Origin of the sequence: Paenibacillus terrae, assembly GCF_000943545.1 — a bacterium.
Classification (GTDB): domain Bacteria; phylum Bacillota; class Bacilli; order Paenibacillales; family Paenibacillaceae; genus Paenibacillus; species Paenibacillus terrae_A.
This window is the reverse complement of the sequence record NZ_JTHP01000040.1, coordinates 1-25,323: the sequence shown is the minus strand read 5'-3', so window position 1 is coordinate 25,323 and position 25,323 is coordinate 1. Positions and strand designations below refer to the sequence as shown.

Here is a 25,323-nt window from a genome sequence, read left to right as displayed (position 1 = left end):
TGATTTAATTGTTGCTAATATACGAACGTCTACATTATAAAATGACAATAATAAAACTTGGAGGTTTTTATGAATAATTTTCAATCTGTTGAAGCTCTTTTTAAACCATTCGAAATGGGAAATCTCAAACTATCTAATCGTATTGTGATGGCACCTATGACTCGAAATTTTTCTCCAAATGGAGTGCCAGGGGAGGATGTCGCTGTGTATTATCGTCGTAGAGCCGAAAATGGTGTTGGACTTATTCTGACAGAGGGTACATTTATCAACCATCCTGATGTTGCATCCGAGGTGCCAGCATGGCAGGAGGACGTACCACACTTATACGGAGAAGAGGCGCTAAACGGATGGTCAAAAGTAGTTAATGGTGTCCACGAAGTCGGTGGCAAAATTTTCTCGCAAATATGGCACATGGGTGCACGTGGTAACGTCAATGATTACTCTAAACAAGAAATTTCGGAATTAGTTGAAGCCTTCGAGCAGGCAGCAGTCAATGCTAAAAAAGTTGGGTTTGATGGTATCGAGATTATGGCGGCACATGGATTTTTAATTGATCAATTCTTTTGGGAAAAAACAAACTCGCGTAACGATGAATACGGTGGAGACATGGTCAATCGTACGCGCTTTGCTAGTGAGGTTATCGCAGCTTGCCGACGTGCTGTTGGACCAGAATTTCCAATTGTGTTGCGAATCTCACAGTGGAAATATGATGCGTATACAGCAAAATTAGTAGAAACTCCAGAACAACTAAAACACTTCTTAACGCCATTAGTTGATGCAGGCGTTGACATCTTTCATGCCTCTATTCGTCGCTTTTGGGAACCGGCTTTTGAAGGATCTGACTTGAACCTTTCAGGATGGATAAAAAAACTGACAGGGAAACCAACCATTACAGTTGGATCTGTCGGTCTTGACGCTGATTTTTTGGATTTCTTTGATAACGGAGAAAATGCGAATGGCAAAGCAACCCAAATAGGGGCTTTAGTCGAGAGATTAGAACGTGAAGAATTCGATTTGATCGCAGTCGGGCGCGCATTATTGGCTGACCCTGACTGGGTAAACAAAATCCGCGATGGACGAACAGAAGAATTACTTCCGTTTACGCGTGAGGCACTGAATACATTATATTAAACGGAGTTTGAAAAATAACGAAGAACCTATATCGATTTGAAATGCACCCCCTAGAATACATTAGAAAAACCCTGGGTTTAACCAATGTATTCTAAGGGTGCATTTTTTTATGGCTATTCGCCTACATATTTTGGAAAGCTGGATTTATATAAAAGATTCATTAAATATCTGGTTATTCATGGCTTCCAAGGTTTCCCCCTCTTCGCATAAAAAGTACTTGACTTAAATGTATACACATTCTATAATTCAATTAATCAATTGAATAATGTCTTCTTGTTTTCGACTAAAAGGAGGCATTTAATGAGAGAAACTTTTTGATTCAAACGTAGGATCTATGAAAAAGCGAAAGTAAGAAAAAAATTCTGAGCGTGATGAATTAAAGCTCAGAGTACACTAAAATTTCTAATGAATAGAGGGGCTTTCTATGAGTCATCAAGACAGTTTATTTAAAAAATCGAATTTTAAACGTATTGGAGAATTTAACTCGGTTTCTCCAGAGATATTCAAGGCGTTTGTAGCATTTGAAAAGCTAGCATTGGCTGAAGGTAAACTTACGGCAAAATACAAGGAACTAATTGCAATTGCTATAGCCCACACCACGGGATGCCCTTATTGTATTGAGGTTCATGTAAAACAAGCTAAGAAACATGGTGTTTCAAAAGAGGAAATGGCAGAAGCTATAATGGTTGCCACCGCGCTCAAAGCCGGTTCGGCGATGGCTCATGGCGTTAATGCTTTAAATGCGTATGATGGTACCGATGACGACGAGTTATACCGTGCATCTTATATTAATCGACTGAGGGAGTTTACCCAATTAAGTGGAGATGCGTTTAAAGCCTTTGGTTCTTTTGATCAGCAAGCGTTGAAAGTCGGCATACTCAGTACCAAGGAAAAAGAATTGATTGCGGTTGCGGTTGCCCATACCACTGGGTGTCCATATTGCATTGATATTCATACGAAAGCAGCCAAAAAAGCCGCAGCAACCAAAGAAGAACTGGCTGAGTCGATTATGGTAGCTACTGCTTTAAAAGCTGGTTCCGCTCTTGCTCATGGAGTAAATGCACTGGTTGCATTTGACGAATAACTAAAACTGAGAAGGGGTAGAAACATGAAAATTGAAATCTGGTCTGACATTGCATGTCCATTCTGCTATATTGGTAAACAAAATCTGGAGCGAGCCTTAGATGGATTACCGTATAAAGATGAAATAAGTATTGAATACAAAAGCTTTGAGCTTGATCCGGGAGCTTCTTCGTATGATGGAACAAGTTTTGTAGAAAAATTAACCCCTAAGTTTGGCGGAAGAGAACAAGCGAAAGAATTTCTTAGCCACTTAACTCAACAAGCCAAGAACGTGGGATTATCCTTTCAATTAGATAGTCTTAAACCCACCAATACACTGGATGCTCATCGTTTATTAAAATGGGCAAAAACGAATGGCAGAGAAACAACGTTGAATGAAAAATTACTTATTGCACATTTCACTGAATCAAGGGATGTAGGAGATTATGATACACTGGCCGATATTGCAGAAGGGGTTGGATTAAACAGAAAAGAAGCCCTCGAAGTATTGAAAAATAAGGATCTCTATGCAGATCAAGTACGAAAAGATCAAGATGAAGCTCGTCGAGTTGGGATTAGCGGGGTACCGTTCTTTATATTCAACCAAAAATATGCAGTTTCAGGGGCACAGCCGACAGAATCTTTTTCTCAAGTGTTGGAGAAAGTTTGGGAAGAAGAGCATCCGGCAGCTAAGTTTGAAATTCTTTCTGATGAAACCTCTAGTGAAGGACTATGTACTGATGAAGGGTGTGCGATCCCGCCTAAAAAGTCATAAAGGACAAGCGAGGATTCAATTAAGATTGGTCTATGAAAAATATAAAATAGAGGAGTCCTAAATATGAGTAAAACGAACGGTATAGATGTGAATATGCTCGGAAGCTTGGCAGAAAAATATAAGAAAAATCCTGAGGATGCGATTACAAGTTTTACTTCTACAGTAAAATGGAAAGATGGGTTTTACTCGGAGGCCGAAGTTGGGGACTATAAGCCGGTACCCATTGATGAACCAGAGTGGCTATCCGGAACTGGAAAAGGGCCTAATCCCGTTGAGCTTTTGTTAAGTGCACTTGGCGCTTGTGTAGGTGTTGGATTCATTGCAACAGCTAGTGGTATGGGGATTAAAGTAAATTCGTTGGACGTTGATGTTACTGGCGAAATAGATCTGAACGTTTTCTTTGGCTTAAAAGAGGGGAATTCTGGCTTTGATGAAATAAACGTTCGATTCAATGTGGACAGTGACGCAGATGAAGCGCAGGTTGAAAAGTTGATTGCAAAAGCCATAGAAATATCACCTGTGAGAAACACCATTGAAAGAAACGTTAAAGTGACTTCGATGTATACACTTCACAGTTAAAACCATGAATACTTGATTGTTTTGCTAGAAAAGTAGACATTATGCGAGGAACACATAGCATAATGTCTACTTTTTTAGAATTAGAGGCCCCCCTTTCCCTAGTCGGCTATGTCGGTGAGGAACGTCCCCTATGAGTATTGCGAGACGGCTATTCCACAACCAATTTACATCGATAAGCCTGTAGGGTTACTGGCTTTCAAGGAGACTCATTAGAGAAATGTAATTCCACAATGAGCTGCTTTTTTTATTTCAACAAATTACTTAGCTAACTATTGACTTTGAATAAAAAAATGTTATTATTTTCACAAGAATAAGTTATTTTTTTCACAAAGCAAAGGGAGGCCATATCTATGTTAACTACGTTCAAAGCTACTGCCACAAAATTGCCAGAAGGTTTGCAGGTTGAGGCTCAATCCAGAGGTTTTAAAATCTTGATGGATGAACCCCAAGATTTAGGTGGAACAGATAAAGGGATGAATCCGGTCGAAGCGCTTCTGTGTGCGCTGGGAGCATGTCAGTCCATCGTTGCTGCTGCTTTTGCGGATGCGTATAACTTTTCGTATAAAGAGTTGTATGTTGAGCTTGAAGGGGATTTGGACCCGGATGGGTTCATGGGGCTGGCAGATGTAAGAAGCGGTTTCCAGGAAATTCGTTTTGTAATGCACTTCAAAACGACCGAAAGTCAAGAAAAAGCAGAAGCTTTTGCGGCATTCATTGAGAAGACCTGCCCGGTTGGAGACTGCTTGGCGAACGGGGTTAAACTGGTGCAATCCGGTGTAGTCAGACACTAAACTATTCGCTAAAAGCGGCGCGGCTTAGCCCTTTTTAGTAGTGAAGGAGCTTGAACATCATGGAAATTAAAATGTCAATGATTGCTGGGGGAAAAAAAGGGAAAGCAGGAACAATCAATGTGCAACTAGGGGAGAAGGTTTCTTTCGGAGACTTACTCGTCGAGGTTGAAACGGGAAAAGGCAATCGAGAAATTACAGCGACCGCAGAGGGGACCATCAGCCACATTTTCTTTGAAGAAGGTGGAGAAATTTCCTCCAACCAAGTTTTGTTCACGTTGGAAACCGCTGTAGAAGACACCGTTGTATTATCTGAGCCGCAGGCTGCTGCAATGGAACAGCCAGTCATGGCTAAGAAAGTTGAACTATTGATTATTGGGGCAGGACCAGGTGGGTATGTGTCCGCGATTTATGCAGCCAAAAAGGGGATTAAGGTTACATTAGTTGAAAAGGAAGAATTAGGCGGTACATGTTTAAATGTAGGTTGTATTCCAACCAAATCACTGGTTAAATCTGCTGAAGTTTGTCACCATGTCAAACAATCGTCTTTGTTTGGCATTCACACGGGAACGGACCTTCAAGTCGATATGAAGCAGATTATTCGTCGTAAAGATGAAATCAAGGAAAAATTAATTTCCGGGATTGACTACTTGATGGAGAAGAATGACATTGAAGTTATCCGCGGGCAAGCTTCTTTCTTATCCGCACATGAAGTGAGTGTAAAAGGGCAGAACCACTACCATATTTCAGCGAACGACATTGTCGTAGCGACAGGCTCCAAAATTGCCAAGGTGAATATCCCTGGCATCAATCTTCCCTTTGTGATGAACAGCACTGATGCGCTTGCATGCACCGAACTGCCGAAGAGCATCACGATCATCGGCGGGGGTGTCATTGGCATGGAGTTTGCTTTCATCTATCGTTATTTGGGCGCTGAAGTGCATGTAGTTGAATTTATGAGCCGACTGTTGACGATGATCGACAGCGATATCTCCGAAGAAATCAAACATTCGGCGGAGCAAGCAGGGATTCATATCCATACGAACTCGAAGGTAGCCAAAATCCAGCGTGCTGACGATGGACAAGCGATCGTAAATTATGAGGATTCCCAAGGCGAGCACCTCCTCGTTAGTGAAAAAGTGTTGGTGGCTGTTGGACGTGAGCCTAACTTGGAGGGTTTGGAGGTTGAACGAGCCGGAATTCAGCTTAATGAACGTGGGCGAGGCATTGCCGTGAACGAACACATGCGTACAAACGTCGAACATATCTATGCGATAGGCGATGTTACGAATATTATGCAGCTTGCCCATGTCGCCTCGCATCAAGGCATTACAGCCATCGATGGGATAGTAGGCGAATCGGGAGGCATGCACTATACGGCAATCCCGAACGTGATTTTCACTTCACCAGAAATAGCCAGTGTAGGTCTATTAGAGGATGAATGTAAACAGCAGGGGATGGATTACAGCGTGAGCAAGGTTTCCTTTGTCAGCAATGGTAAGGCGTTAACAATGAATGAACCGGAAGGTTTTATTAAATTGATAAAGGATAATCGCTCACAAAGAATAGTTGGAGGGTCGATTATTGGTCCCGATGCGTCTTCCCTGATCAGTAGCTTAACGCTTGCAATTGCCAATGAGCTGACGGAGCAACAAATCACGCACACCGTGTTTGCTCACCCGACTACGGGAGAAGTGATTCATGAAGCTGCATTCGGCTTTAGCATTGGGGCGCTCCATCAAGCGTGAAACACGCTGATGTAGCCATACCATTTCACAAAAAGTGAAATGTTTGCTATCATACTAAGAATAGAGGAGAAATACACGGAGATAAAACTGTTGGGATTGGTTGGTGTGTCTATTGTTTAATATAGAGGATTGCCTTGCTTTTGTTACAAACCGTAGTGGGAAAGTCTTTGCGGAAGCATTGGAGAAAGAGTTTCGACCCTACCACATCACCAGGAGTCAATGGATCGCTATGTATTACATCTATATTCATGAATCCATTACCCAGCGAGAACTAGCAGAAAAAATGTCGATTAAAGAACCGAGCGTAGTCCGTTTGCTTCAAAAACTGGAATTCGATGGGCTTTTATATCGCTCCGCTACTAATACAGATAAACGAGTCAAGCAGTTAGAATTGTCCGATAAGGGCGTAAAGGTATGTCTCGATTTAGTGCCAATTGCCGAAAAGTTCAAAAATGATACAATCGCAGGTATCTCCAAGGACGATCTTGAGACATTCAAACATGTGTTGAGTATTATGGTTGAAAATACAACAAAATAGCGAAAATGTTCTGACTTCGTTTTTGTAATAATAAAGTTAAAACAAATCCTTACATGTCGTAGGAAAAGAAAATGGTCGCTTAAAAAGTCGCTATATTGATATTATTCTTTCAAGGTAGGAACGTAAAAAGACATCTGTTAAGATGATCTAAAACGTGGAACTGATCCTATAGCATGAGACAAATTAAAACACCTTCAAGAAAATGCTTCCATGTCGTAAGATGTGGAGGACAACTTTGGAGGTGTTTTTGCGTTGGCAACAAGAGTGAGTTATCCGTCGGTTGATATTCGTCTTTTTCCGTTCCTATGCCTATCACAAAAAGTTATCCGGCGCAGTTATTTACGTACTGCGCCTATTGGTTTTAAAGAAGTTTGGAGATAATGAACAAGTGAAACAGAATGATGGTAACGCTGGAGGTTACCGTCTAAGAAGCTCCTCCAAACAGAGTTCCAACCGAAATACTTGTCAGGGGTCTGCTGCTGACTGAGGAACTTCATCAACGGTTACACTGCCCATTACTGTTAAAAGTCTGTCATCTCAGCCTAACCTATGATAATTCTTCAGGTGATGTAACTCCTGTTGACGATATCAGTTTTGCAGTGCGCAAGGGGGAGGTACTTGATAATGTCGGCGAGTCTGGAAGTGGTAAAAGTATTACTTCATTGGTTTTGGTAAACTTGCTGGGCGCAGCCGGAAAATTCAGCGCGGACAATTGGATTTCAGTGGCAGGAATGCCAGGGAGATTCTCGACTGGGAGATGCAACAGTCAAAAAGGAAAGAAACTCCTTTTATATTCCAAAAACCAATGACTTTACTTAATCCTTTGTTCACCATAGGAAACCAGTTAGTCGAAATGATTATGCTCCATTTGCAATTGAAGAAGAAAGCTGCAGCTCATCTTGCCATTCAGATGCTGGACAAGGTGGGAATTAGAGAGCGTCTATTATAGAAATCAAGGAGTGATTAACCGTATGAACTGGATCGAATCATTACAGATCGCTATTCATTATATGGAGACCATTTACTCGAAAAACGATTGAGCAGATCTTTTCATAGGACATCAGATACCTATAATCTTGGGATGTACCCAATTCAGAATGCTGGACTGTGATAGATATTGTTGAAGAGCATTAAGGACTACTCCAACTCAACTGAAAATTGATACAACCATTCGTCAATGCTGTGGTCAGGTACATTTAAAGCACGGTAGGTCGCTGGAACATCTGGGTATCCCCCTACATCTTCCTGACTATCAATTATCTTTCCTCTACCAGCCAGAAAATCGGAGATAATTCGTTGATCTGTTGCATCCCGGTCCTCCGGCCTTGCTCCTGCATGCTCAGTGACCTCCTTTACTACTGCCGAGGCAGCTAGTGCTTCAAGTCCTTCAACCCAAACAGGTGGATTGTCAAGCTCCTGAATTCCGCCAAAAGTCAGCGGGACTGACTTACCATTTCGGTCATAAGCAAGATTATCTTTGAGGTAAGCCCAGCCGCTTTTACTGTTCGTTCCGACAATTCCTAACCCTTTAATCGTATCTACTCCATGCTGCATGTAATTCCCGACGATACTGACTCTAGGGCCCTCCGGTTTGATCCCCGTATTCGCCCATTCATTCTCCACGAATCCGAGTCGAATAGCCCATTTTCCCGGATTATAAATGACATTATTAACAATTACGCCCGTTGAGAATGCTTTGAACCACGGATTACGTTCCATGTTATGGGCATAAAGGTTTCCGATGACTGCCACGTCCTGGACGTAGTCATGAACGAGCGTGCCCATGGAATGGGGGCCCTTCTCATGAACGGAATTATACAGGCCCTCGGCGATAATACTGTTGCTGAGTGTTACACGGTGGGTAGTCGCCTTGGTTCCGCTGGTACGAGGACCTGAGAAGGACATGTTCTCATCCACTCCCCATGAAAAGGAGCAATGGTCAATGACAATGTTATAAGCGGAGGCTCCGTAAGTGGATACATCTGGCTCAAAGCCTGCACCTTGAGTGCTGTCACCGTTGCCCATCCGAAACCGGACATGCTGCATCAACACATCATGCGTTCTGATCTGCAAACCTCCCTGGATGAATGTAATGCCAGGGGAGGGGGCCGTCTGACCTGCGATGGTCACGTAGGGTTCTCTCAGCTCAAGACGCTCCTTTTCTAGATTTATGACACCGCCGACTTCAAATACAATAATCCGCGGTCCCTTGGTTTCTAATGCCGCACGAAATGAGCCTGGTCCGTCATTGTTCAGGTTGGTCACTTTGATTACCTTTCCTCCCCGGCCTGCTGGAGTGTCAGTCCCGTATCCCACGGCTCCCGGGAACACCGGTTGTGCTCCGGCTTCACCCGCTGTTACAGCCCCCATCATCCATACCCACAACAACAACATACATAAGCCTACCTTCCATCCTTGTTGCAAACAGCTTCGTACATCCATTTAGAATATTCCTCCTTTTTTTCTTATACTAAAGATAATATATATATCCTAATATAACTTTTTTTGAGATTAATTCCAACTATTTTAGCACAAAAGATTATGAACCAGCCACTATTGTTGTCGATTTTGTGTTTTCTATAAAACTAAAAATACCCTATCAACTTAATGCTGCTGGTAGGGTATTTACTATCAAGCGCTTGGGATTACTCCGTAGTAACGGACGATTGGGTAGCCGTAACTGGAGTTTGCCCCTTAGAATCAACCGCAGGCGCAACATAAACTGGGAGCATTCGTCGCGTTCTATCACGATCTGTTTCGTTCTATCAAGGAGCCGCCGTTCCTGTTGATGGAAAGCACGCCGAGCCTGACCGACTGGCAGCCGGGCATGCACAAACTGTCCTCGTTGCAAGCCGTGGCGCACGGCTTGCAACGAAATGCCAATGCCAATGCCAATGCCAATGCCAATGGCAATGGCAATGGCAATGTGTGCTGAAGGTGGCAAAGATACTGATATTTGATCCATAAGCCCTAGTGATAACCGGGGAACTGGATAAGATAAGGATTCTATCTGCCAAAATCTGATAGAATATTTCTTAGCAGGACAAGTTTCCCCTTACTTCGACACGCTTGGAATAGTAGAATTATTAGGTAATCATAACGATATTCTAGTAGGTTTTACTGTATGAAAAAGTTTAAACCTATGTTGCTATATAAGTTGAACTAAAGAAACAACTGACTAGAACCTGACACAGAGACGGCTAGACAATTTTTTTGTGGTGCCTCTGCTTGAACTCGGCCGGACTCAAGTAATCCAGAGAACCGTAAATCCGAATATGGTTAAACCAGTGTACATAGTCATGTAATTCTGTGGTTAGCTCAGCAAGACTTTCAAAATGACGTTTCTTCACAAACTCTGTTTTGAAAATTTTAAACGCGGCTTCCGCAACGGTGTTGCCATAGGGGCAGCCTTTCATACTTAAGGAACGCCCAATCTGAAAAGTCTCCAGCGCATCGTCGATGAGCTTATTCTTGAATTCATTGCCTCGATCGGTGTGGAAGAGCTGAATGTCATTCAGGTTGCCCTTAATCGAAGCCAAAGCACGGTAAACTAGCTTGGCATCCTTGTGTGCCCCCGCACTGTAACCGATAATTTCGCGGTTAAACAGATCCACAAAGAAGCATACGTAATTCCAATATGAACCTACTCTAACGTACGTCAGATCGCTTACGACGACAGATAACGCCTGCTCTTGTTCAAATCTCCGGTCCATTACATTCGCTTGCTTGGCTTCATTGCATCTCGTGGGATGAGGCTTGTACTGAGCGACCGTATACGAGGAAACCAACCCGTATTGATTCATGATTCGTCCAATTCTCCGCCTGGATACCGTAAAGCCTTGCTGGTACAGCTCTTTTTTAATCTTACGCGTACCGTAGTTTTGGCGGCTGCTTTGAAAAATATCCATAATCAGGAGGGAAGCTCATCCTCCGATGTCACTTCCACTTTGTTTTCTTCATAATAATACGTGCTTCTAGGGAGTTTTAGGACGTCGCACATGGCTGATACCGAGTATTTATGTTTATTCTGGCGAATGACATTTACTTTCGTCCCATGATCAGCGCGGCTTGTTTTAAAATGTCATTCTCCATGAGCAGTTACTTGTTCTGTTTTCGAAGTTCGATCAGTTCTAATTCCTCTGGAGTCCGGTTGTCTTTCTCTTTTCTTGAATGATATCCTTTCGTGCTTTGCCACTTTGATAGAGCTGAACCATCTGCGCTTTAAATTCAGCGCTAAAGGTACGTCTTTCTTTTTTTGTCATGATCCGTTTGCTCCTCCTAGGTTGGTCTGTAGTCTACTATATTAGACCACAATTTTTCTGTCTAGAAGAGTGTAGCCGATCCAAATATTTCTTAGAAAATTAAAAGTGAATTTATTCGCGCCAATAAATCTCTCTAGTGAAGTAATAATTAGAAATCTATCTCAAGAATTACTAAGCTTTTTCAAGACGGAGAATGAGGATTATGAGGCTGAGGATAAATGATTCTTTTATGCGGTGTGGTGCTAAATATCATGTCCATGATTTCGAGCCTCCTGATATCTATATTTATAGATAAGATGGGAGTGCCTTGTTTTGTGAAATTTGATGTAGCTATTATTTGAAACAAATATAGTTACAAGTTGGATGGATGTCAAAAGATGCAGCTGTTTCTTTCAAATGATGAATAAGATCAAAGATACTCAATATATAACCATTCTTTTCCGCAATTTCTGAAGCTTTGTTTAGCTGATTTTCAAATTGAAAATATGCTCTTATTAATCATTTGATTAAAATATTCATCCATTTGAACAGCCGATACATCCCTGCTATTTTGAATCCACCATATATTAAGGGAAGAAATAACGCTGGCATAAAACTCCGCAATGATTTCAAGAGGGACTGTGAAATTTTTGCCTCTTTGATTTAATTCTATGAAATCAAGCATGAGAATTTCCTTAATATGATTTTTCAAAAGATTCATTAGAGTATCATCTTTTTTCTGTTTTAAGACAATCATATCTAACATTTTTCGTTTAGAGTTCTTCTCAATAGTTTGAAACGGTTTTTGTATACGTTCTTCTAAGCTGTTTTTCCTCAATTCATCCTGAAATTGTAAAAAACCTAAATTTAATAAGTCATATTTGTCCACGAAATGCTTGTAAAATGTAGTTCGATGCACCATTGCCTTTTCGCATATATCCTTAACGGTGATTGAGTTGAAATCTTTCCTCGGATAAAGAAGAAGCTCCTCTAGTGCATTCCAAAGAAACGTATGTGTCCTTCTGACACGGAGATCTTTAACTTCTTCATTATATTTCATCTACACTTCACCCTTTGTTGTAGTTTAAATATACATTAGTAGAAAATTGATTCTTTCATTAATAATGCCGTAAAAGTATACTTCTCTTCAAGCATATGTATACATACTGCATAAGTATAGCAACAAAAACCGAACCGAAAAAACTATTAATTCTTTCAGGAGTTTCAGGCTAGGAATAGCTTAATCATAGAAATGTCAAGTGTTTTAAAACATATAAAGGAAGTGCTCCTATGTCTAATAATCGCGTGTGCAAGGTTTTAGGAATTGATAAACCTATTATCCAAGGACCCATGGCTTGGGTGTCTACCGCCCCATTAGTAGCTGCTGTGTCTGAAAGTGGAGGCCTGGGAGTGTTGGGTGTCGGATTTGCTCCTATTGATTTTATCAAAGAACAGATTATTGCGACAAGATATTTAACAGATAAGCCCTTTGGGATCAATGTCATTATGAATTCTGAATTGTTGGATCATGTAACTAAGATTGCGCTGGAGGAGAGACCGGCAGTCATTTATGCAGATACGTTAATCGGGCTTGATCTGGAGCTATCTAAAATATACTTTGCGAAATGGCATGAAGCTGGCTTAAAAGTAGTTGTAAAGGCAAGTACGATTCAAGACGCCGTTACTGCGGAAAGAGCAGGAGCTGATGTAGTGATCGTAAAAGGATGGGAGGGAGGAGGACATACGTCTTATGAAGCTACAACTGTGTTGGTTCCGCAAGCTGCGGATGCGCTATCGATCCCGATTATAGCGTCGGGTGGAATTGCAGACGGAAGAGGAATGGCGGCAGCGATAGCCCTTGGTGCTGAAGGAATTGAGATGGGAACGATTTTCATGTGTGCAGAGGAGACCCCTGTGCATCAAAACGTGAAGGACATCATGATTTCAGCAGATGATATGCAGACGGTGATTACTGGAACTTGTACAGATGAACCATGTAGGCAGCTAAAGAACAAGCTTTCGGATGAAATGATTGATATAGAAAATAGCTTTCCTAAAGCAGACGCAGCTATAAAACTGAAGGCTGTAGCTGAAAGCTCATTACGGAAAGCCATGCTCGAAGGCGATGTCCATGAGAAGGGGGCTGTAATGGCAGGACAAATCGTTCCATTAGTCAAAGAGATTAGGACTGCTAAGGACATTATGAATGATGTGATCCGTGGATATCATGAAACCGTATCTCATATCACAAAGTTTGAAATTTGACTATTTTGACAATAGTGGAGGAACCGGCAATGATTAAACAAATGGCAATAGTCACAAGAAGACCTGATATGACGCATGAAGAGTTTATTGATTATGTAAAGCATATTCATGGATATAAAATCACATCCTCCAATCCCTTGGGCATAAGTGAATATATACAAAATTATGTATATGATGCTGCATATGGTGCTAAAAGTGATGTGCTAGAAGGTGGATATAAAATTGTATATGGGAGAGACTCCGTCACTGAATTGTATTTTGAAGATACCGAGGCTCTGGCCAAAACATTTTCCGATCCGTATGTACACAAAGTAGTTGGTCCTGATGGGCCTAATTTTAGTGATCTCGGGAAATCGTTACCCTTTTTAGTCACCGAACAGGAGGTGGAGGTGACCAATCCTTCACCTGGTGGCATTAAGATCTTTTATTTTATCAAGAAGAACGATACCTTGAGTAGTGAGGAGTTTAATCGTTTGTGGTTTGAAGCCCATAATGAGATTATGGCGAGTCACGAAGCTGTGAGAAATCAATTGAGAAGATTTATTAACAATGTACAAATATCTGCCGGAGAATCAAATTACTTCGGTTCAACAGAAACCATATCTTATGATGGAGTGGCTACCATGTGGTTCGATACTACAGCGGCGTTTAGAATGTATCAATCTGAACTGGCATTGATTGCTCAAAGAAAGGGCGATTTTATCAATCAATCTGCGACATTTTTCTTGTAGACGGATCCACTCACAATTTTTAAAAAGGCAGATGGAGAATAATTCGCTCCGACAGACATACTGCTCGAATGGTCAAAATAGAAACGTTATACAGCCTGGGTCCTGAATAAGAGGGTCCAGGCTGTTTTGGTTTAATGCTGCAAACATCTTGTAAATTATGTGACCTAGAATTTAGTTATCCTTGCATTTACTTCGTTCAAGACTCAGTTAATTTTCAGTTTTTCAAACTGAGGTAAAATTCACGATCAAGAAAAATATATATCAGGAGGAGTTTAGTGGATCGTAGTCTTCATAAAATACGATCTTCATTTAGTATTAAGAGTAACAGGCCCTGTAGATTTCCACGCTGACACTTGGGGTGACACAGAAATGGCAGCTGGTATTGTTTCAGGCGGCGTATGTAAAAAAATCACACTGGAAATGATCGAAAGTGGAGAAGCAGAGGATATACTCAAAGGAGTATTGCAAAAAGTATTTTGGGTCATACCCTTGTCACATAGACAAAACTAAATAGACATCTATTAATTAGCAACCGTTCCTCAGAATTCTGTAGGGGACGGTTGCCTTAATTTTTCTAAAAGCTCTACTAGCTATAAAACAAACAATATAGCAGTAAACCATTTCTATATTCGAAACGAATTATTCATTCCCTGTTCAAAACACTGATTGATCAAGTCAGACACTTCATCTACGGTTAGATTATTGTTTACTTCAATCCACCATTTAATCGTTGTCAGACAGGATGAAGTAAATAAACGCAAAAAGTATTCACCCGCCCCCTCAGATTTTTCTTTGATTTCATACCGAGCAATCCAATTCTTGCATAATTTTTCAAAAATCCGTTGTATCTCGGCAGCAAAATTCAATGTTTCCGTATTTATTGAAATTAAGGCCCTGTAAGTCGTTGCATTAGTTTGAATGTGCCTCACCACTCTTAAAATGCTGTTGTATTGTTTGATATCGTCAAATTCAATGCAACTGGAAAACTCATCTATAATGCGATTCCCGAGCTTGTCTAGAAGATCATACTTATCTTGAAAATGTAAATAAAAGGTCGACCGATTAATCATCGCCTTATTCGCTATGTCTTGAACAGTAATAGAGGAAAAGGAACTCATGATTAGCAATTCTGTAAATCCACATTCGATAGATTTTTTCGTTCGTAGTACACGCAAGTCTTGTTTAATAGACAATTTTTTGCCTCCTGTCTTTTTAATCGACAAAGCGTATTAATCTGCCAGTTATCCAGCATTTCAAACTTATTTAGTCATATTATACATCTACTTTTTTGATTAAAATTAGTAATGTAGAAAGATATTACATAAAGAAATGGAGGTTTATGCAATGTCTTACAAAGAGAATGGCAATGTCGAAATTACATATCGGCAATCAAAACCAGTTTCACAGTCAGAATATCCCGGGTTTGAACCAAGCGCAAGTATTATAAAGAAAGGAACCGTGCATCGTACAGATGGACAGCCTATTCCATGTGATATTCTCTGTGAACGTGATGTTGCGGTGAAATTAAGGGATGGTACAACTATGTACACTGATATATTTCGTCCTCTAGATGAAAAGAATGTACCGACACTTGTTGCATGGAGCCCTTATGGCAAGAGGGGCAGTGTCTTATCCCTCGATATTTTTCCTTGGCGTATGGATGTTGCTCCCAAAGAGGAAGACGGTCTTAATAAATTTGAAGGTCCTAATCCGGGATATTGGGTAAGCCTTGGATATGCCATCGTTCATCCTGATCCACGTGGCGTATTTAACTCAGAAGGGAAAATTCATGCTTGGGGCAAACAGGAGGCTGAAGATGAATACGATTTAATCGAGTGGGTTGCAGAACGTGAGTGGAGCAATGGTAAGGTAGGATTAACGGGAAATTCGTGGCTAGCCATTTCACAATGGAATGTTGCTTCTTACCGTCCGCCTCATCTTTCGGCTATTGCCCCCTGGGAAGGCGCTTGTGATATATTTAGGGACACCTGCTTCAAAGGCGGGGTACCCGACTTCTCTTTTACTGAAACGATTTTTAGCTCCTTTACCGGAAATACAAGTTATGAAGATATTCCTGCCATGATGCGGAAATATCCGCTAATGAATGAATACTGGGAAGAAAAAGCGCCAACTTTAGAAAACATAGAGGTGCCTGCCTATATTGTTGCTAGCTATACGAACCTTCTACACACTTATGGTACCTTGGAGGGCTGGCAACGAATATCATCTAAGGAAAAGTGGCTTCGGATTCATAACACTTTCGAATGGCCCGATTACTACAATCCACAACATGTTGAAGATCTAAGAAAATTCTTTGATTATTATCTCAAGGGTGAGCAGAATGGCTGGAACAACACCCCCAAGGTCCGTTTAGCTGTGCTCAATCCAGGTCACCAAGATATTTTGAATCGGGTGGAGGAGGACTTCCCACTAGAGCGACAACAATTATTGAAACTATACTTGGATGCCAGTTCCGGCACGTTAAGCCAGGATACTGCAGGGAAAAAGGCCAAAATAAAATATACTCCTGATGAGAAAGGGGTATCGTTTAAGGTATCCTTTGAACAGGATATAGAAATTGTTGGGTACATGAAGCTGCATTTATGGGTATCCACAGAAGATTCTAATGATATGGATGTGTTCGCTTATGTAAGGAAGCTAGATGCAAGTGGTAAGGAACTCCCAATCAAAATTGTTAACGACAGTTATTATGCCGGTGCTAGCGGGCGGATGAGAGTATCTCTTCGCCAACTTGATGCAACGAAATCAACACTGGAAAAGCCAGTACAAAGCTTTAAAACGCAAGAAAAACTTAAACACGGAGAGATTATTCCTGTAGAAATTGGATTCTGGCCAATGGGGATGAAATGGCATGCCGGGGAACAACTAGAATTGCTTATCACCGGAGTCGAACTTTTAAAGCGTCCCGAATTTCCTGAGATGTCAAGTGGTCCCTATATTAATCAGGGAACGCACACCATATATACTGGGGAGGAATACGACTCTTACTTAATAATTCCCGTTATTCCTTCCGTTTGAACGTGTACAACAGCAATACGAGTTGGAACTCGAAGCTGATCCGTTTATTCTTACGGAATAAGCATTTTGATTCTAGGAACGTTAATTTGAACCGGCTTCTAGAAACCTTTGAGTGTGTGTGAATCAAAGCTTCATAATAGGCATCACTAAAATAAATGCCAAATAGGTTAAAGCCTGTTTGGCACAGCTGTTTTCTCATCTCATTCTTTCCCCAAGACTCTCCAACGTAACACGCCATTTGAAGTTGAAAAGCGACTTCATCCGCAAGCGCTTCAGTTGGAAGCTCCATGATTAATTCTTCAGAGCCCCCCCATCTCTTAACACCACACGGTATCTGCTGTTATGAACGATTGAATAGTACGATCCAGAATGACGAATCTCTACATAAAAAGGTGTCCAGCGACCTTAGGATCGTCAGACACCTTTTGCTGTTCTTACGCTTCAATCCTTGATTCACCCTGCTCTACGAAACGCTTAACTTCTTCCATTGACGGCAAGGCTGCAATCGCTCCAACTTTGGTGCACACGATGGCGCCGACTTGATTGGCAAGTGTTACAAATTCCTGCTGCTGCTTCCGGTTGGTGGTAAATGCCTTAGGCTGACTCAGCTGACTGATTTGATACAGCATAGCTCCGACGAAGGCATCGCCGGCACCGGTAGAGTCGATCGATTTGACAGCAATACTGCCGATTAGCGAACGGGAGACACCGCTTGAGATGAGGGTTCCTTCTTTCCCCAAGGTAACTGCCACCGTCTTGGCTCCCAACCCATGCAAAAGATCCAATGAAGCATTGCGGTCAGCCAGCCCTGTAATGATGTTTAATTCCTCTTCGCTTACCTTTACCAAATCCGCATTGTGTATTCCTCTTCTGGACAGTGCGATAAATTCCTCCAGCCTGTCTTTCCAGAGGTCCCCCCGGTAATTGGGATCAAAGGAGGTGAATTGCCCATTGGCCTTCGCCTCGTCCAATAAAGATAAATACGCTTCCCGGAAAGGATCAGCGAGCAAGGCCGTTGCCGAGCCAAAATGCAGAATGGCAGCCTGTCGGGTCCATTCCCTATCAATGTCCTGCAGAGACAACTGACGGTCAGCTCCACGGTTGAACACGAAATCCCGTTCGCCGTTAGCGGCAAGGGAAACAAAGGCCAGTGTAGTCGGCGTTGCCGGATCAAAAAGGAGCATGGATGTATCCACGTACTGCTCATCCAGAGTTTGCTTCAGGTACATGCCGAACGGATCGGCTCCGACTTTTCCCAAGAATGACGCTTTTCCTCCGAGCTTGGCTACGGCTGCGCTCACATTTGCCGGAGCACCGCCGGCCTGCTTGGAGAAATGCTGACCCTTGGCAAGATTGACATCAATATCCGTGCAGAAAAAATCAATGAGCAGCTCGCCCACACATAGAACCTTTCCGACATTTTTCACTTTGATTCACCTCTTGGCAGATTTAGTTTAAAACAGGCGTCGAGTCCCGGTATACGATATCCGTTGCAACATGGGTCACTCGGTACGGCATGGTGTTATCTTTGATTCTGGACAATAACATTTCGGCTGAAATAATACCCATCTGACTACTGTAAATATGTACGGTAGTCAGATGGGGCTCGACTACCCGGGATTCTGAAGCATCATCGAACCCGCAGACAGCAACATCTTCCGGGACTTTAATCCCCTTGTTTTTCAAAGATCTTATCACGCTGATGGCAATGAAATCATTGGCACAAATAAAGACGGAGGGGCACTCCCTCAGGGCATCCAATTGCTGCTCCATCCAGTTCTCCTCTATAAAGAAATTGCGGTCCGGCGCTACAATGCTATGGGCAGGATCCAAGGTGATTCCGGCTTCTGCCAGGGCCTTATTGAATCCCGTCCAGCGTTCATTGAAGCTTTTGCAGTGATTGTAATCGCCTACAAAACCGAAGCTTTCGTATCCATGATCTATTAATTTCCGGGTAACACAGTATGTGCTGTGCTCATTTTCCATCAATACCAGATCTGCCTTCAATTCCGGATACACCATATCTGCAGCGCAATCAATAAAAATGGTTGGGATGCCAAGATCCGTGATCAGCTTGCTGTATTCCTTGCTGAACATCTCGATGCAGAAGATGCCAGCCACATTCGAAGGCTCGAAATTACCGGGTAGGGTCATCGTATTGATATCGTTCTCACGGACAAAATAAATGGATAAAGTATAGCCCTGGTTGCTGATTTCCTTCTCCAGCCCGCTGATCAGCAGTGATCCAAAGTGTGAGCTATTGGGAAGATTACAGGTCAAAAGTGCGATATTGCCCTGTTTTTCAGAGGCTGTTTCCATATAAGAAAATTGTTTGTATTTAAGCTCCACTGCTTTTTTGATCACCTTGTCCCTCGTAACGGCAGGAATATTCTCTACTCCATTAAGCGCCTTGGATGCAGTGTTTCTGGAAATTCCCAAGGCATCAGCGATGTCTTGAATAGTAACTTTTGACTTTCTAGTCATATTGTTCCACCTTATTCTCCCGAATTAAGATTCTTCATATTTCTAAATATATAGTATTTTCATGCTTTTAACAATGAAATTATTCAAATGAACAAAAAAAGTTTACATTTATTCATTTCTTGGGTGCATTTTTAAGGGATTTGGTGCTAAAAATATTACATTCCTCTTGAATCATGCATTTTAAATGAATTTAGTTGCCGAAATGTATTGACTTATTCAATGATCACCTGTTAAATTGTAAGAGAAAAAATGTTCAAATGTAAAATGTAAACCTATTCATCTTGGGGAAGTGTAAATTTCTAGTCATGTTGGAGGTGGGTGAATTACCAGTAAGGCATTTGCAAAACATCTTGCGTAATTATGTCAGAGAGATGACGTAACATGGCTTATAACTGTCTTTAATAACAAGCCGTGAACAGTAGGGGGGAAAAGATTGGCAAACTCGATCGCTCAAAAAAGGGGAGTTAAGGCTTCAGAAACAAAAAAAAGAAACCATTGGCTAAGTTACATGGTTCGAAATTATATATTGTATTTGTTTCTGGTTCCGTCCATAATTCTTACCGTCATTTTCAAGTATGTTCCCATGTACGGCTCGATCATTGCGTTTAAAAATTTCAGTCCAAGAAAAGGCATCATGGGCAGCGAATGGGTTGGATTTGAACATTTTCAGCGGTTTCTTTCATCACCAAATTTTTATGACATTTTAATGAATACGCTTAAATTAAGCGCTTACGGTCTTATTCTCGGTTTCCCAGTACCCATCATTCTGGCCTTAATGCTAAATCTGATCAGAGGAGCGAAGCTCAAGAAGAATATTCAGCTTATTGTTTACGCACCTAACTTCATCTCGGTTGTTGTTGTTGCCGGTATGCTGTTTGTTTTTCTATCGCCGACTGGAATAGTGAACGCTTTGGTAACAACCTTCACCGGCAAGCCGATTTCTTTTATGACTGATCCCGCCTATTTCCGAACGGTATATATATTGTCCGGTATATGGCAAACAGCGGGCTGGTCCTCTATCATTTATGTGGCCACCTTAGCTAACGTGGACCCGCAGCTACATGACGCTGCAACAATTGATGGCGCTTCTTTGATGAAGAGAATCTTCCACATTGATCTGCCAGCTCTCAAACCCGTCATGGCCGTCCTATTCATTCTCGCTGCAGGAGGCATCATGTCGATCGGCTATGAAAAGGCTTACCTGATGCAGACGGCTCTGAACACGCCAACCTCGGAAATCATCGCGACTTATGTATACAAGGTGGGGTTGCAATCTGGCGATTATGCTTATTCTACGGCAATCGGGTTATTCAATTCCGTGATTAATGTGGTCCTGCTGATTTTCGTAAATACCGTCGTCAAGAAGCTGAACGAAGGGGAAGGGCTGTATTAAAGAAGGAGGTATTTATGGATATTCATTACACCGGGAAGGACCGGATTCTGATCATCATCAATTATATTCTGCTTGGTTTGTTTGTTCTCGCTATTCTGTTACCGCTGGTTTATGTGGTGCTTTCGTCCTTTTTGACTCCAAATACCCTGATTAGCAAAGGGTTTGCCATTACATCATCCGACTGGACACTCACGGGATATGCCAAAATCCTAAGCAACGGTGCCATGATCCGCGGTTTTTTTAATGCCATTTTTTATTCAGCAGCCTTTGCGTTCGCAACCGTATTGTTTTCCGTCTTTGCTGCTTACCCGCTTGCGATTGAAGGGCTGGTAGGGAAACGGTCCATTATGATCTTTTTCCTGATAACGATGTTTTTCGGTGGCGGTCTGATTCCAACCTATCTGGTGATTAAGGATTTAGGCATGTTAAATACGGTGTGGGCCATTATTCTGCCCGGCTCGATCAGCGTATTCAATATTATTCTGGCAAAGACTTATTTCCAAGGACTTCCCAAAGAGCTGTTCCAGGCGGCGAGCATAGACGGAGCTTCCGAACTCAGTATTTTCTTTAAAATCGTCCTGCCGTTGTCGAAGCCTATTATTTTTGTTCTAGCTTTATACGCTTTTGTCGGACAATGGAATTCTTATTTCGACGCCATGATTTATCTGGATGATCCGAAGCTGTTTCCGCTTCAACTGGTGCTGCGCTCCATTTTGATACAGAATCAGGTTCAGCCCGGTATGATTGCCGATGCGCTGGCGCAAGCGGAGCTTAAGAAATTGTCCGAAATGATTAAGTACTCTGCCATTGTCATATCAAGTTTGCCTTTGATTGTCATGTATCCATTCTTCCAGAAGTATTTTGAAAAAGGTGTCATGGTAGGTTCGATCAAATAACAAACCGGGGGAATAGAGATGAACAAAACATTACTAACCTTGTCTGTGCTGGTGCTTTCTACTTCGCTGCTTGCCGGATGTGGCGGTTCAGGCAATAATTCTGCGGCATCCGAAGATTACAAGCTGGAAAATGTCACTCTGCCGCTTAAAGAGAAAGTTACCTTGCATTTTATGACTCAAAGCTCGCCGCTGGCACCTTCCGATCCAAATGAAAAGCTGATTTATAAAAGACTGGAAGAAAAAACAGGTGTGCATATCGATTTTACCAACTTCACCTCCGATTCCTTCATTGAAAAAAGAAACCTGGCTGTTGCCAGTGGAGATCTTCCAGATGCCATACTGGATGCCGGATATTCCGATTACGATTTGTTGAACCTCGGAAAGGATGGAACTATTATCCCTTTAGAGGATTTGATTCAAAAATATATGCCGAATCTGCAGAAGGTATTGAAGGAAGCACCTGAGTACAAATCCATGATAACCGCACAGGACGGGCATATTTATGCTTTTCCTTGGATTGAGGAGCTAGGGGCCGGGAAGGAGAGCATTCATTCTGTAAACGACATGCCATGGATCAATGTGGAGTGGCTGAAAAAACTGGGTCTTAAAATGCCAAAAACTACTGAGGATTTAAAAAATGTTCTGCTCGCATTTAAAAATGGCGACCCTAACGGAAATGGCCAAGCGGATGAAATCCCGCTGTCCTTTATACTCAATAACGGCAATGAGGACCTGAATTTTCTGTTCGGATCATTTGGTCTTGGGGACAACGGCGATCATACTGTAGTGACCAATGAGGGGAAAGTGGTCTTCACTGCCGATCAGGACGGTTATAAAGAGGGGATCAAATATCTTAATGAGCTGTATAAGCTGAACCTGATCGACGAAGAGTCATTCGAGCAGGATTACAATACGTATCTGGCCAAAGGCCAGAATGAAAAATACGGTCTCTACTTTCAATGGGATAAGGCGAATATTTCAGGAGACAACGATAAATATGAATTGATGAATCCGCTCGCGGGGCCAAGCGGTAAAGTCAATGTGACCCGCACGAACAATCTCGGCTTTGACCGGGGGAGAATGGTGATTACCAGTGACAACAAAAATCTTGAGCTTACGGCAAAATGGATTGACCAGCTGTATGATCCCATCCAGTCCGTACAGGACAACTGGGGCACCTACGGCGACAAAACTCAGCAGAACATTTTTGAATACGATGAAGCGAGTCATATGCTGAAGCATCTTCCGCTTAAGGGAACGGCTCCTGTCGAGCTGCGGCAAAAAACGAATATCGGTGGTCCATTGGCAATTCTTGACGAGTATTACGGAACTGTAACGACCAAGCCCGATGATGCATTAGGGCGGCTCAAGCTCATGAAAGAAAGACTTGTTCCTTATATGAAGGCTGACCACAATTTCCCGAAAGTCTTCTTCTCGCTGGAAGATCAGAAGCAGATCTCTACCTTGGAAACAGACTTATTTGCCTACGTTAACCGCAAACGGGCGGAATGGATCAAAACAGGCAAAGTGGAAGAAGAATGGGCGGATTATAAAGCCGAGCTTTCCAGACTGGGACTGGACAAATGGCTGGAAATCAAACAAAAAGGCTACGACCGATATCTTAAAGATCAAGGCTGAAACATATAAAAGGTGGTTGGGGCTGTTAGACACCTTATCAACAATCAATAGGAGAGTGGATACCATTAAAGACATGCACCTAACGAATGACAATAGCAGCAGAAAAGGATCACGAAACAGTTGTTATAGGGAGACATACAGGCCTCAATTTCATTATTCACCGGAGAAAAATTGGATGAACGATCCCAACGGCTTGGTTTACTTTGAAGGAGAGTACCACCTGTTCTACCAGCATACACCCCATGATACACGGCCTGACTTTGGCAACATGCATTGGGGGCATGCGGTAAGCAAGGATCTAGTGCATTGGACTGAGCTTCCACCGGCAATTCCACCTGGGGAGGACGGAGCGATCTTCTCGGGGAGTGCGGTGGTGGATAAGAACAATACCAGCGGATTTTTCGACGAGGAAGGATCAGGATTGGTTGCCATTTATACCAATGAGGGCAACAAGGCTCAGCCTGGAAAGCCGCAGGTGCAAAGCATTGCTTACAGCAAGGATAAGGGTCGAACCTGGACAAAATATGAAGGTAACCCGGTTTTATTTCCAACGGACACGCTAGACTTTCGTGATCCGAAGGTGATTTGGCATGATGAATCATCAATGTGGATCATGGTTCTTGCCGTAAGAGACCATGTAGAATTTTACACATCTCCAAACCTTAAAGAATGGTCTTTTGCAAGTGATTTCGGTTCCGACATCCCGCATATCCACCGAGGGATATTTGAATGTCCTGATGTAATTCGAATCCAAGTGGATGACGATCCCAATACCACGAAGTGGATTTTGATGCTAAGCATCGGGGACAGAAATGGCGTGAATCCAGACGATCCGGAACCACCGGCAGGCGGTTCTGGCATGATGTATTTCATAGGCAACTTTGACGGTAAGTCGTTTACGCCGGATGAAACATTGGAATCTATCGATACTATCAAATGGGTAGACTATGGATCAGACTTTTACGCGGCCGTGACCTGGAATGGCATTTCGAACGAAGACGGACGAAAGATTTGGATCGGCTGGATGAATAATTGGCGTTATGCTACCACGCTTCCTTCAAAGGAATGGCGTGGCAAGACATCAATTCCCCGGGAGCTACAGCTAAGGACTTATCCGGAGGGACTTCGCCTAATCCAAACACCCATAAATGAATTAAGTCAGCTCAGAAAACCGATTTTGTCTCTGCAAGACTTGACGATTAAGCCAGGTATGAACGTGTTGTCTGATATTTCCGCAGCCAAGGCAGAAATTATTGCAGAATTTGAAATCGGTACTGCCGTGGAATTCGGGTTTAAAGTACGGAAGTCCGCCAATCAGGAGACGATCATCGGATATAATATCTCGAATGAGGAGTTGTTCGTCGATCGGACGAAGTCGAGCGCCACTGATTTTCATTCTGACTTCACAGCAAAACACAAGGCCCCTATAAAGCCAGAGCATGGAAGGGTACAACTGAGTATCTACGTAGATTGGTCTAGTGTCGAGGTTTTCGGAAACCATGGAAAAACAATCATTTCAGACATGATTTTCCCGGACTTGGAGAGTAAGGGGCTAGAACTCTATGCCATTGGCGGAGAACTAAGGCTCGTGTCGCTTCAAATCAATGATCTGGTAAGTATTTGGGGAAATGAGACTGTTTAGACTTAAGTTACCGTTATCATTCAAATTAAAATTATCTCACGACAAAACTCGTTCAGCAGCGGCTTGATTCGACGAAGTGGTTACAGCCCGGTTGCGTGCATCCATATCTGAACTTGGTCCCCAAAACTAATTAAAGTAACATTTTTCTGCCTGGAGACGTAACACCCGATCGGTTCACAACCGTATCGGGTGTTTTCATGTCCTTGTTTTTCCATTTAAGAGAAGGTCCTTTCTTCTGACGATATTTCTATATAAATAAAAGATATAATTACACAAAATAAACAGAAGTGGTGATATTATTATACTCAGTTCAGTTTATCATTCAATTATTCTGTGCACAGACAATTGGCAAAAACATCTTAGAGGGGTCAGT

21 protein-coding genes and 2 pseudogenes are annotated in these 25,323 nt (G+C 42.3%); 17 read left to right on the top strand and 6 right to left on the bottom strand.

Annotated features, from left to right (window positions below):
* Nucleotides 1–69: 69 nt before the first annotated feature.
* From QD47_RS18345 to QD47_RS30100, 8 genes are all read left to right on the top strand, one after another.
* A complete protein-coding gene (locus QD47_RS18345) occupies nucleotides 70–1,131 on the top strand; it encodes an NADH:flavin oxidoreductase (protein ID WP_044647487.1) in 1,062 nt (353 codons plus the stop codon).
* A gap of 424 nt (nucleotides 1,132–1,555) precedes the next feature.
* Nucleotides 1,556–2,215, top strand: a complete 660-nt coding sequence (locus QD47_RS18340) for a carboxymuconolactone decarboxylase family protein (RefSeq protein WP_044647486.1) — start codon at nucleotides 1,556–1,558, stop codon at nucleotides 2,213–2,215.
* A 24-nt stretch (nucleotides 2,216–2,239) separates the two neighbouring features.
* The gene (locus QD47_RS18335; protein WP_044647485.1) at nucleotides 2,240–2,968 is read left to right on the top strand and encodes a DsbA family oxidoreductase; all 729 of its coding nucleotides are present in this window, start codon (nucleotides 2,240–2,242) and stop codon (nucleotides 2,966–2,968) included.
* A 63-nt stretch (nucleotides 2,969–3,031) separates the two neighbouring features.
* The gene (locus QD47_RS18330) at nucleotides 3,032–3,547 is read left to right on the top strand and encodes an OsmC family protein (protein WP_044647484.1); all 516 of its coding nucleotides are present in this window, start codon (nucleotides 3,032–3,034) and stop codon (nucleotides 3,545–3,547) included.
* Between the two features lie 350 nt (nucleotides 3,548–3,897).
* Nucleotides 3,898–4,338, top strand: a complete 441-nt coding sequence (locus tag QD47_RS18325) for an OsmC family protein (RefSeq protein ID WP_044647483.1) — start codon at nucleotides 3,898–3,900, stop codon at nucleotides 4,336–4,338.
* Between the two features lie 59 nt (nucleotides 4,339–4,397).
* Nucleotides 4,398–6,083, top strand: a complete 1,686-nt coding sequence (gene lpdA, locus QD47_RS18320) for a dihydrolipoyl dehydrogenase (protein WP_044647482.1) — start codon at nucleotides 4,398–4,400, stop codon at nucleotides 6,081–6,083.
* A gap of 103 nt (nucleotides 6,084–6,186) precedes the next feature.
* A complete protein-coding gene (locus QD47_RS18315; protein ID WP_268794253.1) occupies nucleotides 6,187–6,621 on the top strand; it encodes a MarR family winged helix-turn-helix transcriptional regulator in 435 nt (144 codons plus the stop codon).
* Between the two features lie 757 nt (nucleotides 6,622–7,378).
* Nucleotides 7,379–7,570, top strand: a complete 192-nt coding sequence (locus QD47_RS30100; protein ID WP_052646799.1) for a hypothetical protein — start codon at nucleotides 7,379–7,381, stop codon at nucleotides 7,568–7,570.
* A gap of 188 nt (nucleotides 7,571–7,758) precedes the next feature.
* Here QD47_RS30100 and QD47_RS18305 read toward each other — a convergent pair whose 3' ends face one another.
* Entirely contained in the window at nucleotides 7,759–9,063 is a 1,305-nt protein-coding gene (locus QD47_RS18305; protein ID WP_052646798.1) for a pectate lyase family protein, read from the bottom strand.
* Between the two features lie 277 nt (nucleotides 9,064–9,340).
* On the opposite strand from QD47_RS18305, the pseudogene QD47_RS31715 reads away from it, so the two are divergent.
* A pseudogene (locus tag QD47_RS31715) lies at nucleotides 9,341–9,487 on the top strand (beta-galactosidase); the annotation flags it as partial.
* A gap of 334 nt (nucleotides 9,488–9,821) precedes the next feature.
* Here the strand turns inward: QD47_RS31715 and QD47_RS18300 are convergent.
* Both QD47_RS18300 and QD47_RS18295 read right to left on the bottom strand, forming a co-directional pair.
* Nucleotides 9,822–10,883, bottom strand: a pseudogene (locus QD47_RS18300) (IS3 family transposase).
* Nucleotides 10,884–11,355: 472 nt separating this feature from the next.
* Entirely contained in the window at nucleotides 11,356–11,922 is a 567-nt protein-coding gene (locus QD47_RS18295; RefSeq protein WP_044647481.1) for a TetR/AcrR family transcriptional regulator, read from the bottom strand.
* A 230-nt stretch (nucleotides 11,923–12,152) separates the two neighbouring features.
* Between QD47_RS18295 and QD47_RS18290 the strand changes: the two genes are divergently transcribed.
* The 3 genes from QD47_RS18290 (at nucleotide 12,153) to QD47_RS32175 (ending at nucleotide 14,368) form a co-directional block, all read left to right on the top strand.
* A complete protein-coding gene (locus tag QD47_RS18290) occupies nucleotides 12,153–13,127 on the top strand; it encodes an NAD(P)H-dependent flavin oxidoreductase (RefSeq protein WP_044647480.1) in 975 nt (324 codons plus the stop codon).
* Nucleotides 13,128–13,156: 29 nt separating this feature from the next.
* Nucleotides 13,157–13,858 (top strand): EthD domain-containing protein, encoded by a 702-nt coding sequence (locus tag QD47_RS18285; RefSeq protein ID WP_044647479.1) that lies wholly within the window; start codon nucleotides 13,157–13,159, stop codon nucleotides 13,856–13,858.
* Nucleotides 13,859–14,227: 369 nt separating this feature from the next.
* A complete protein-coding gene (locus QD47_RS32175) occupies nucleotides 14,228–14,368 on the top strand; it encodes a hypothetical protein (RefSeq protein ID WP_161797183.1) in 141 nt (46 codons plus the stop codon).
* Between the two features lie 113 nt (nucleotides 14,369–14,481).
* Here the strand turns inward: QD47_RS32175 and QD47_RS30095 are convergent, their stop codons facing one another.
* On the bottom strand, nucleotides 14,482–15,051 hold the full coding sequence (locus QD47_RS30095; RefSeq protein ID WP_052646797.1) for a TetR/AcrR family transcriptional regulator C-terminal domain-containing protein: 570 nt from the start codon (nucleotides 15,049–15,051) through the stop codon (nucleotides 14,482–14,484).
* 151 nt (nucleotides 15,052–15,202) lie between these two features.
* Here QD47_RS30095 and QD47_RS18275 point away from each other — a divergent pair, with 151 nt between their 5' ends.
* Nucleotides 15,203–16,897 (top strand): CocE/NonD family hydrolase, encoded by a 1,695-nt coding sequence (locus QD47_RS18275; protein WP_044647478.1) that lies wholly within the window; start codon nucleotides 15,203–15,205, stop codon nucleotides 16,895–16,897.
* 434 nt (nucleotides 16,898–17,331) lie between these two features.
* On the opposite strand, the gene QD47_RS18265 is transcribed toward QD47_RS18275, so the two are convergent.
* Together QD47_RS18265 and QD47_RS18260 are read right to left on the bottom strand one after the other, a co-directional pair.
* Nucleotides 17,332–18,324: a carbohydrate kinase family protein gene (locus QD47_RS18265; protein ID WP_044647476.1), complete on the bottom strand. Its 993-nt coding sequence runs from the start codon at nucleotides 18,322–18,324 to the stop codon at nucleotides 17,332–17,334.
* Nucleotides 18,325–18,346: 22 nt separating this feature from the next.
* Complete coding sequence (locus QD47_RS18260; protein WP_044647475.1) at nucleotides 18,347–19,381, bottom strand: LacI family DNA-binding transcriptional regulator; 1,035 nt, start codon at nucleotides 19,379–19,381, stop codon at nucleotides 18,347–18,349.
* Between the two features lie 508 nt (nucleotides 19,382–19,889).
* Between QD47_RS18260 and QD47_RS18255 the strand changes: the two genes are divergently transcribed.
* The 4 genes from QD47_RS18255 to QD47_RS18240 all read left to right on the top strand — a co-directional run bounded on the left by QD47_RS18255 (nucleotide 19,890) and on the right by QD47_RS18240 (nucleotide 24,950).
* The gene (locus QD47_RS18255) at nucleotides 19,890–20,774 is read left to right on the top strand and encodes an ABC transporter permease (protein ID WP_235332299.1); all 885 of its coding nucleotides are present in this window, start codon (nucleotides 19,890–19,892) and stop codon (nucleotides 20,772–20,774) included.
* Between the two features lie 14 nt (nucleotides 20,775–20,788).
* Entirely contained in the window at nucleotides 20,789–21,670 is an 882-nt protein-coding gene (locus tag QD47_RS18250) for a carbohydrate ABC transporter permease (protein WP_044647474.1), read from the top strand.
* Between the two features lie 18 nt (nucleotides 21,671–21,688).
* Complete coding sequence (locus QD47_RS18245) at nucleotides 21,689–23,308, top strand: ABC transporter substrate-binding protein (RefSeq protein ID WP_044647473.1); 1,620 nt, start codon at nucleotides 21,689–21,691, stop codon at nucleotides 23,306–23,308.
* Nucleotides 23,309–23,381: 73 nt separating this feature from the next.
* The gene (locus QD47_RS18240) at nucleotides 23,382–24,950 is read left to right on the top strand and encodes a glycoside hydrolase family 32 protein (RefSeq protein WP_044647527.1); all 1,569 of its coding nucleotides are present in this window, start codon (nucleotides 23,382–23,384) and stop codon (nucleotides 24,948–24,950) included.
* Nucleotides 24,951–25,323: the final 373 nt, after the last annotated feature.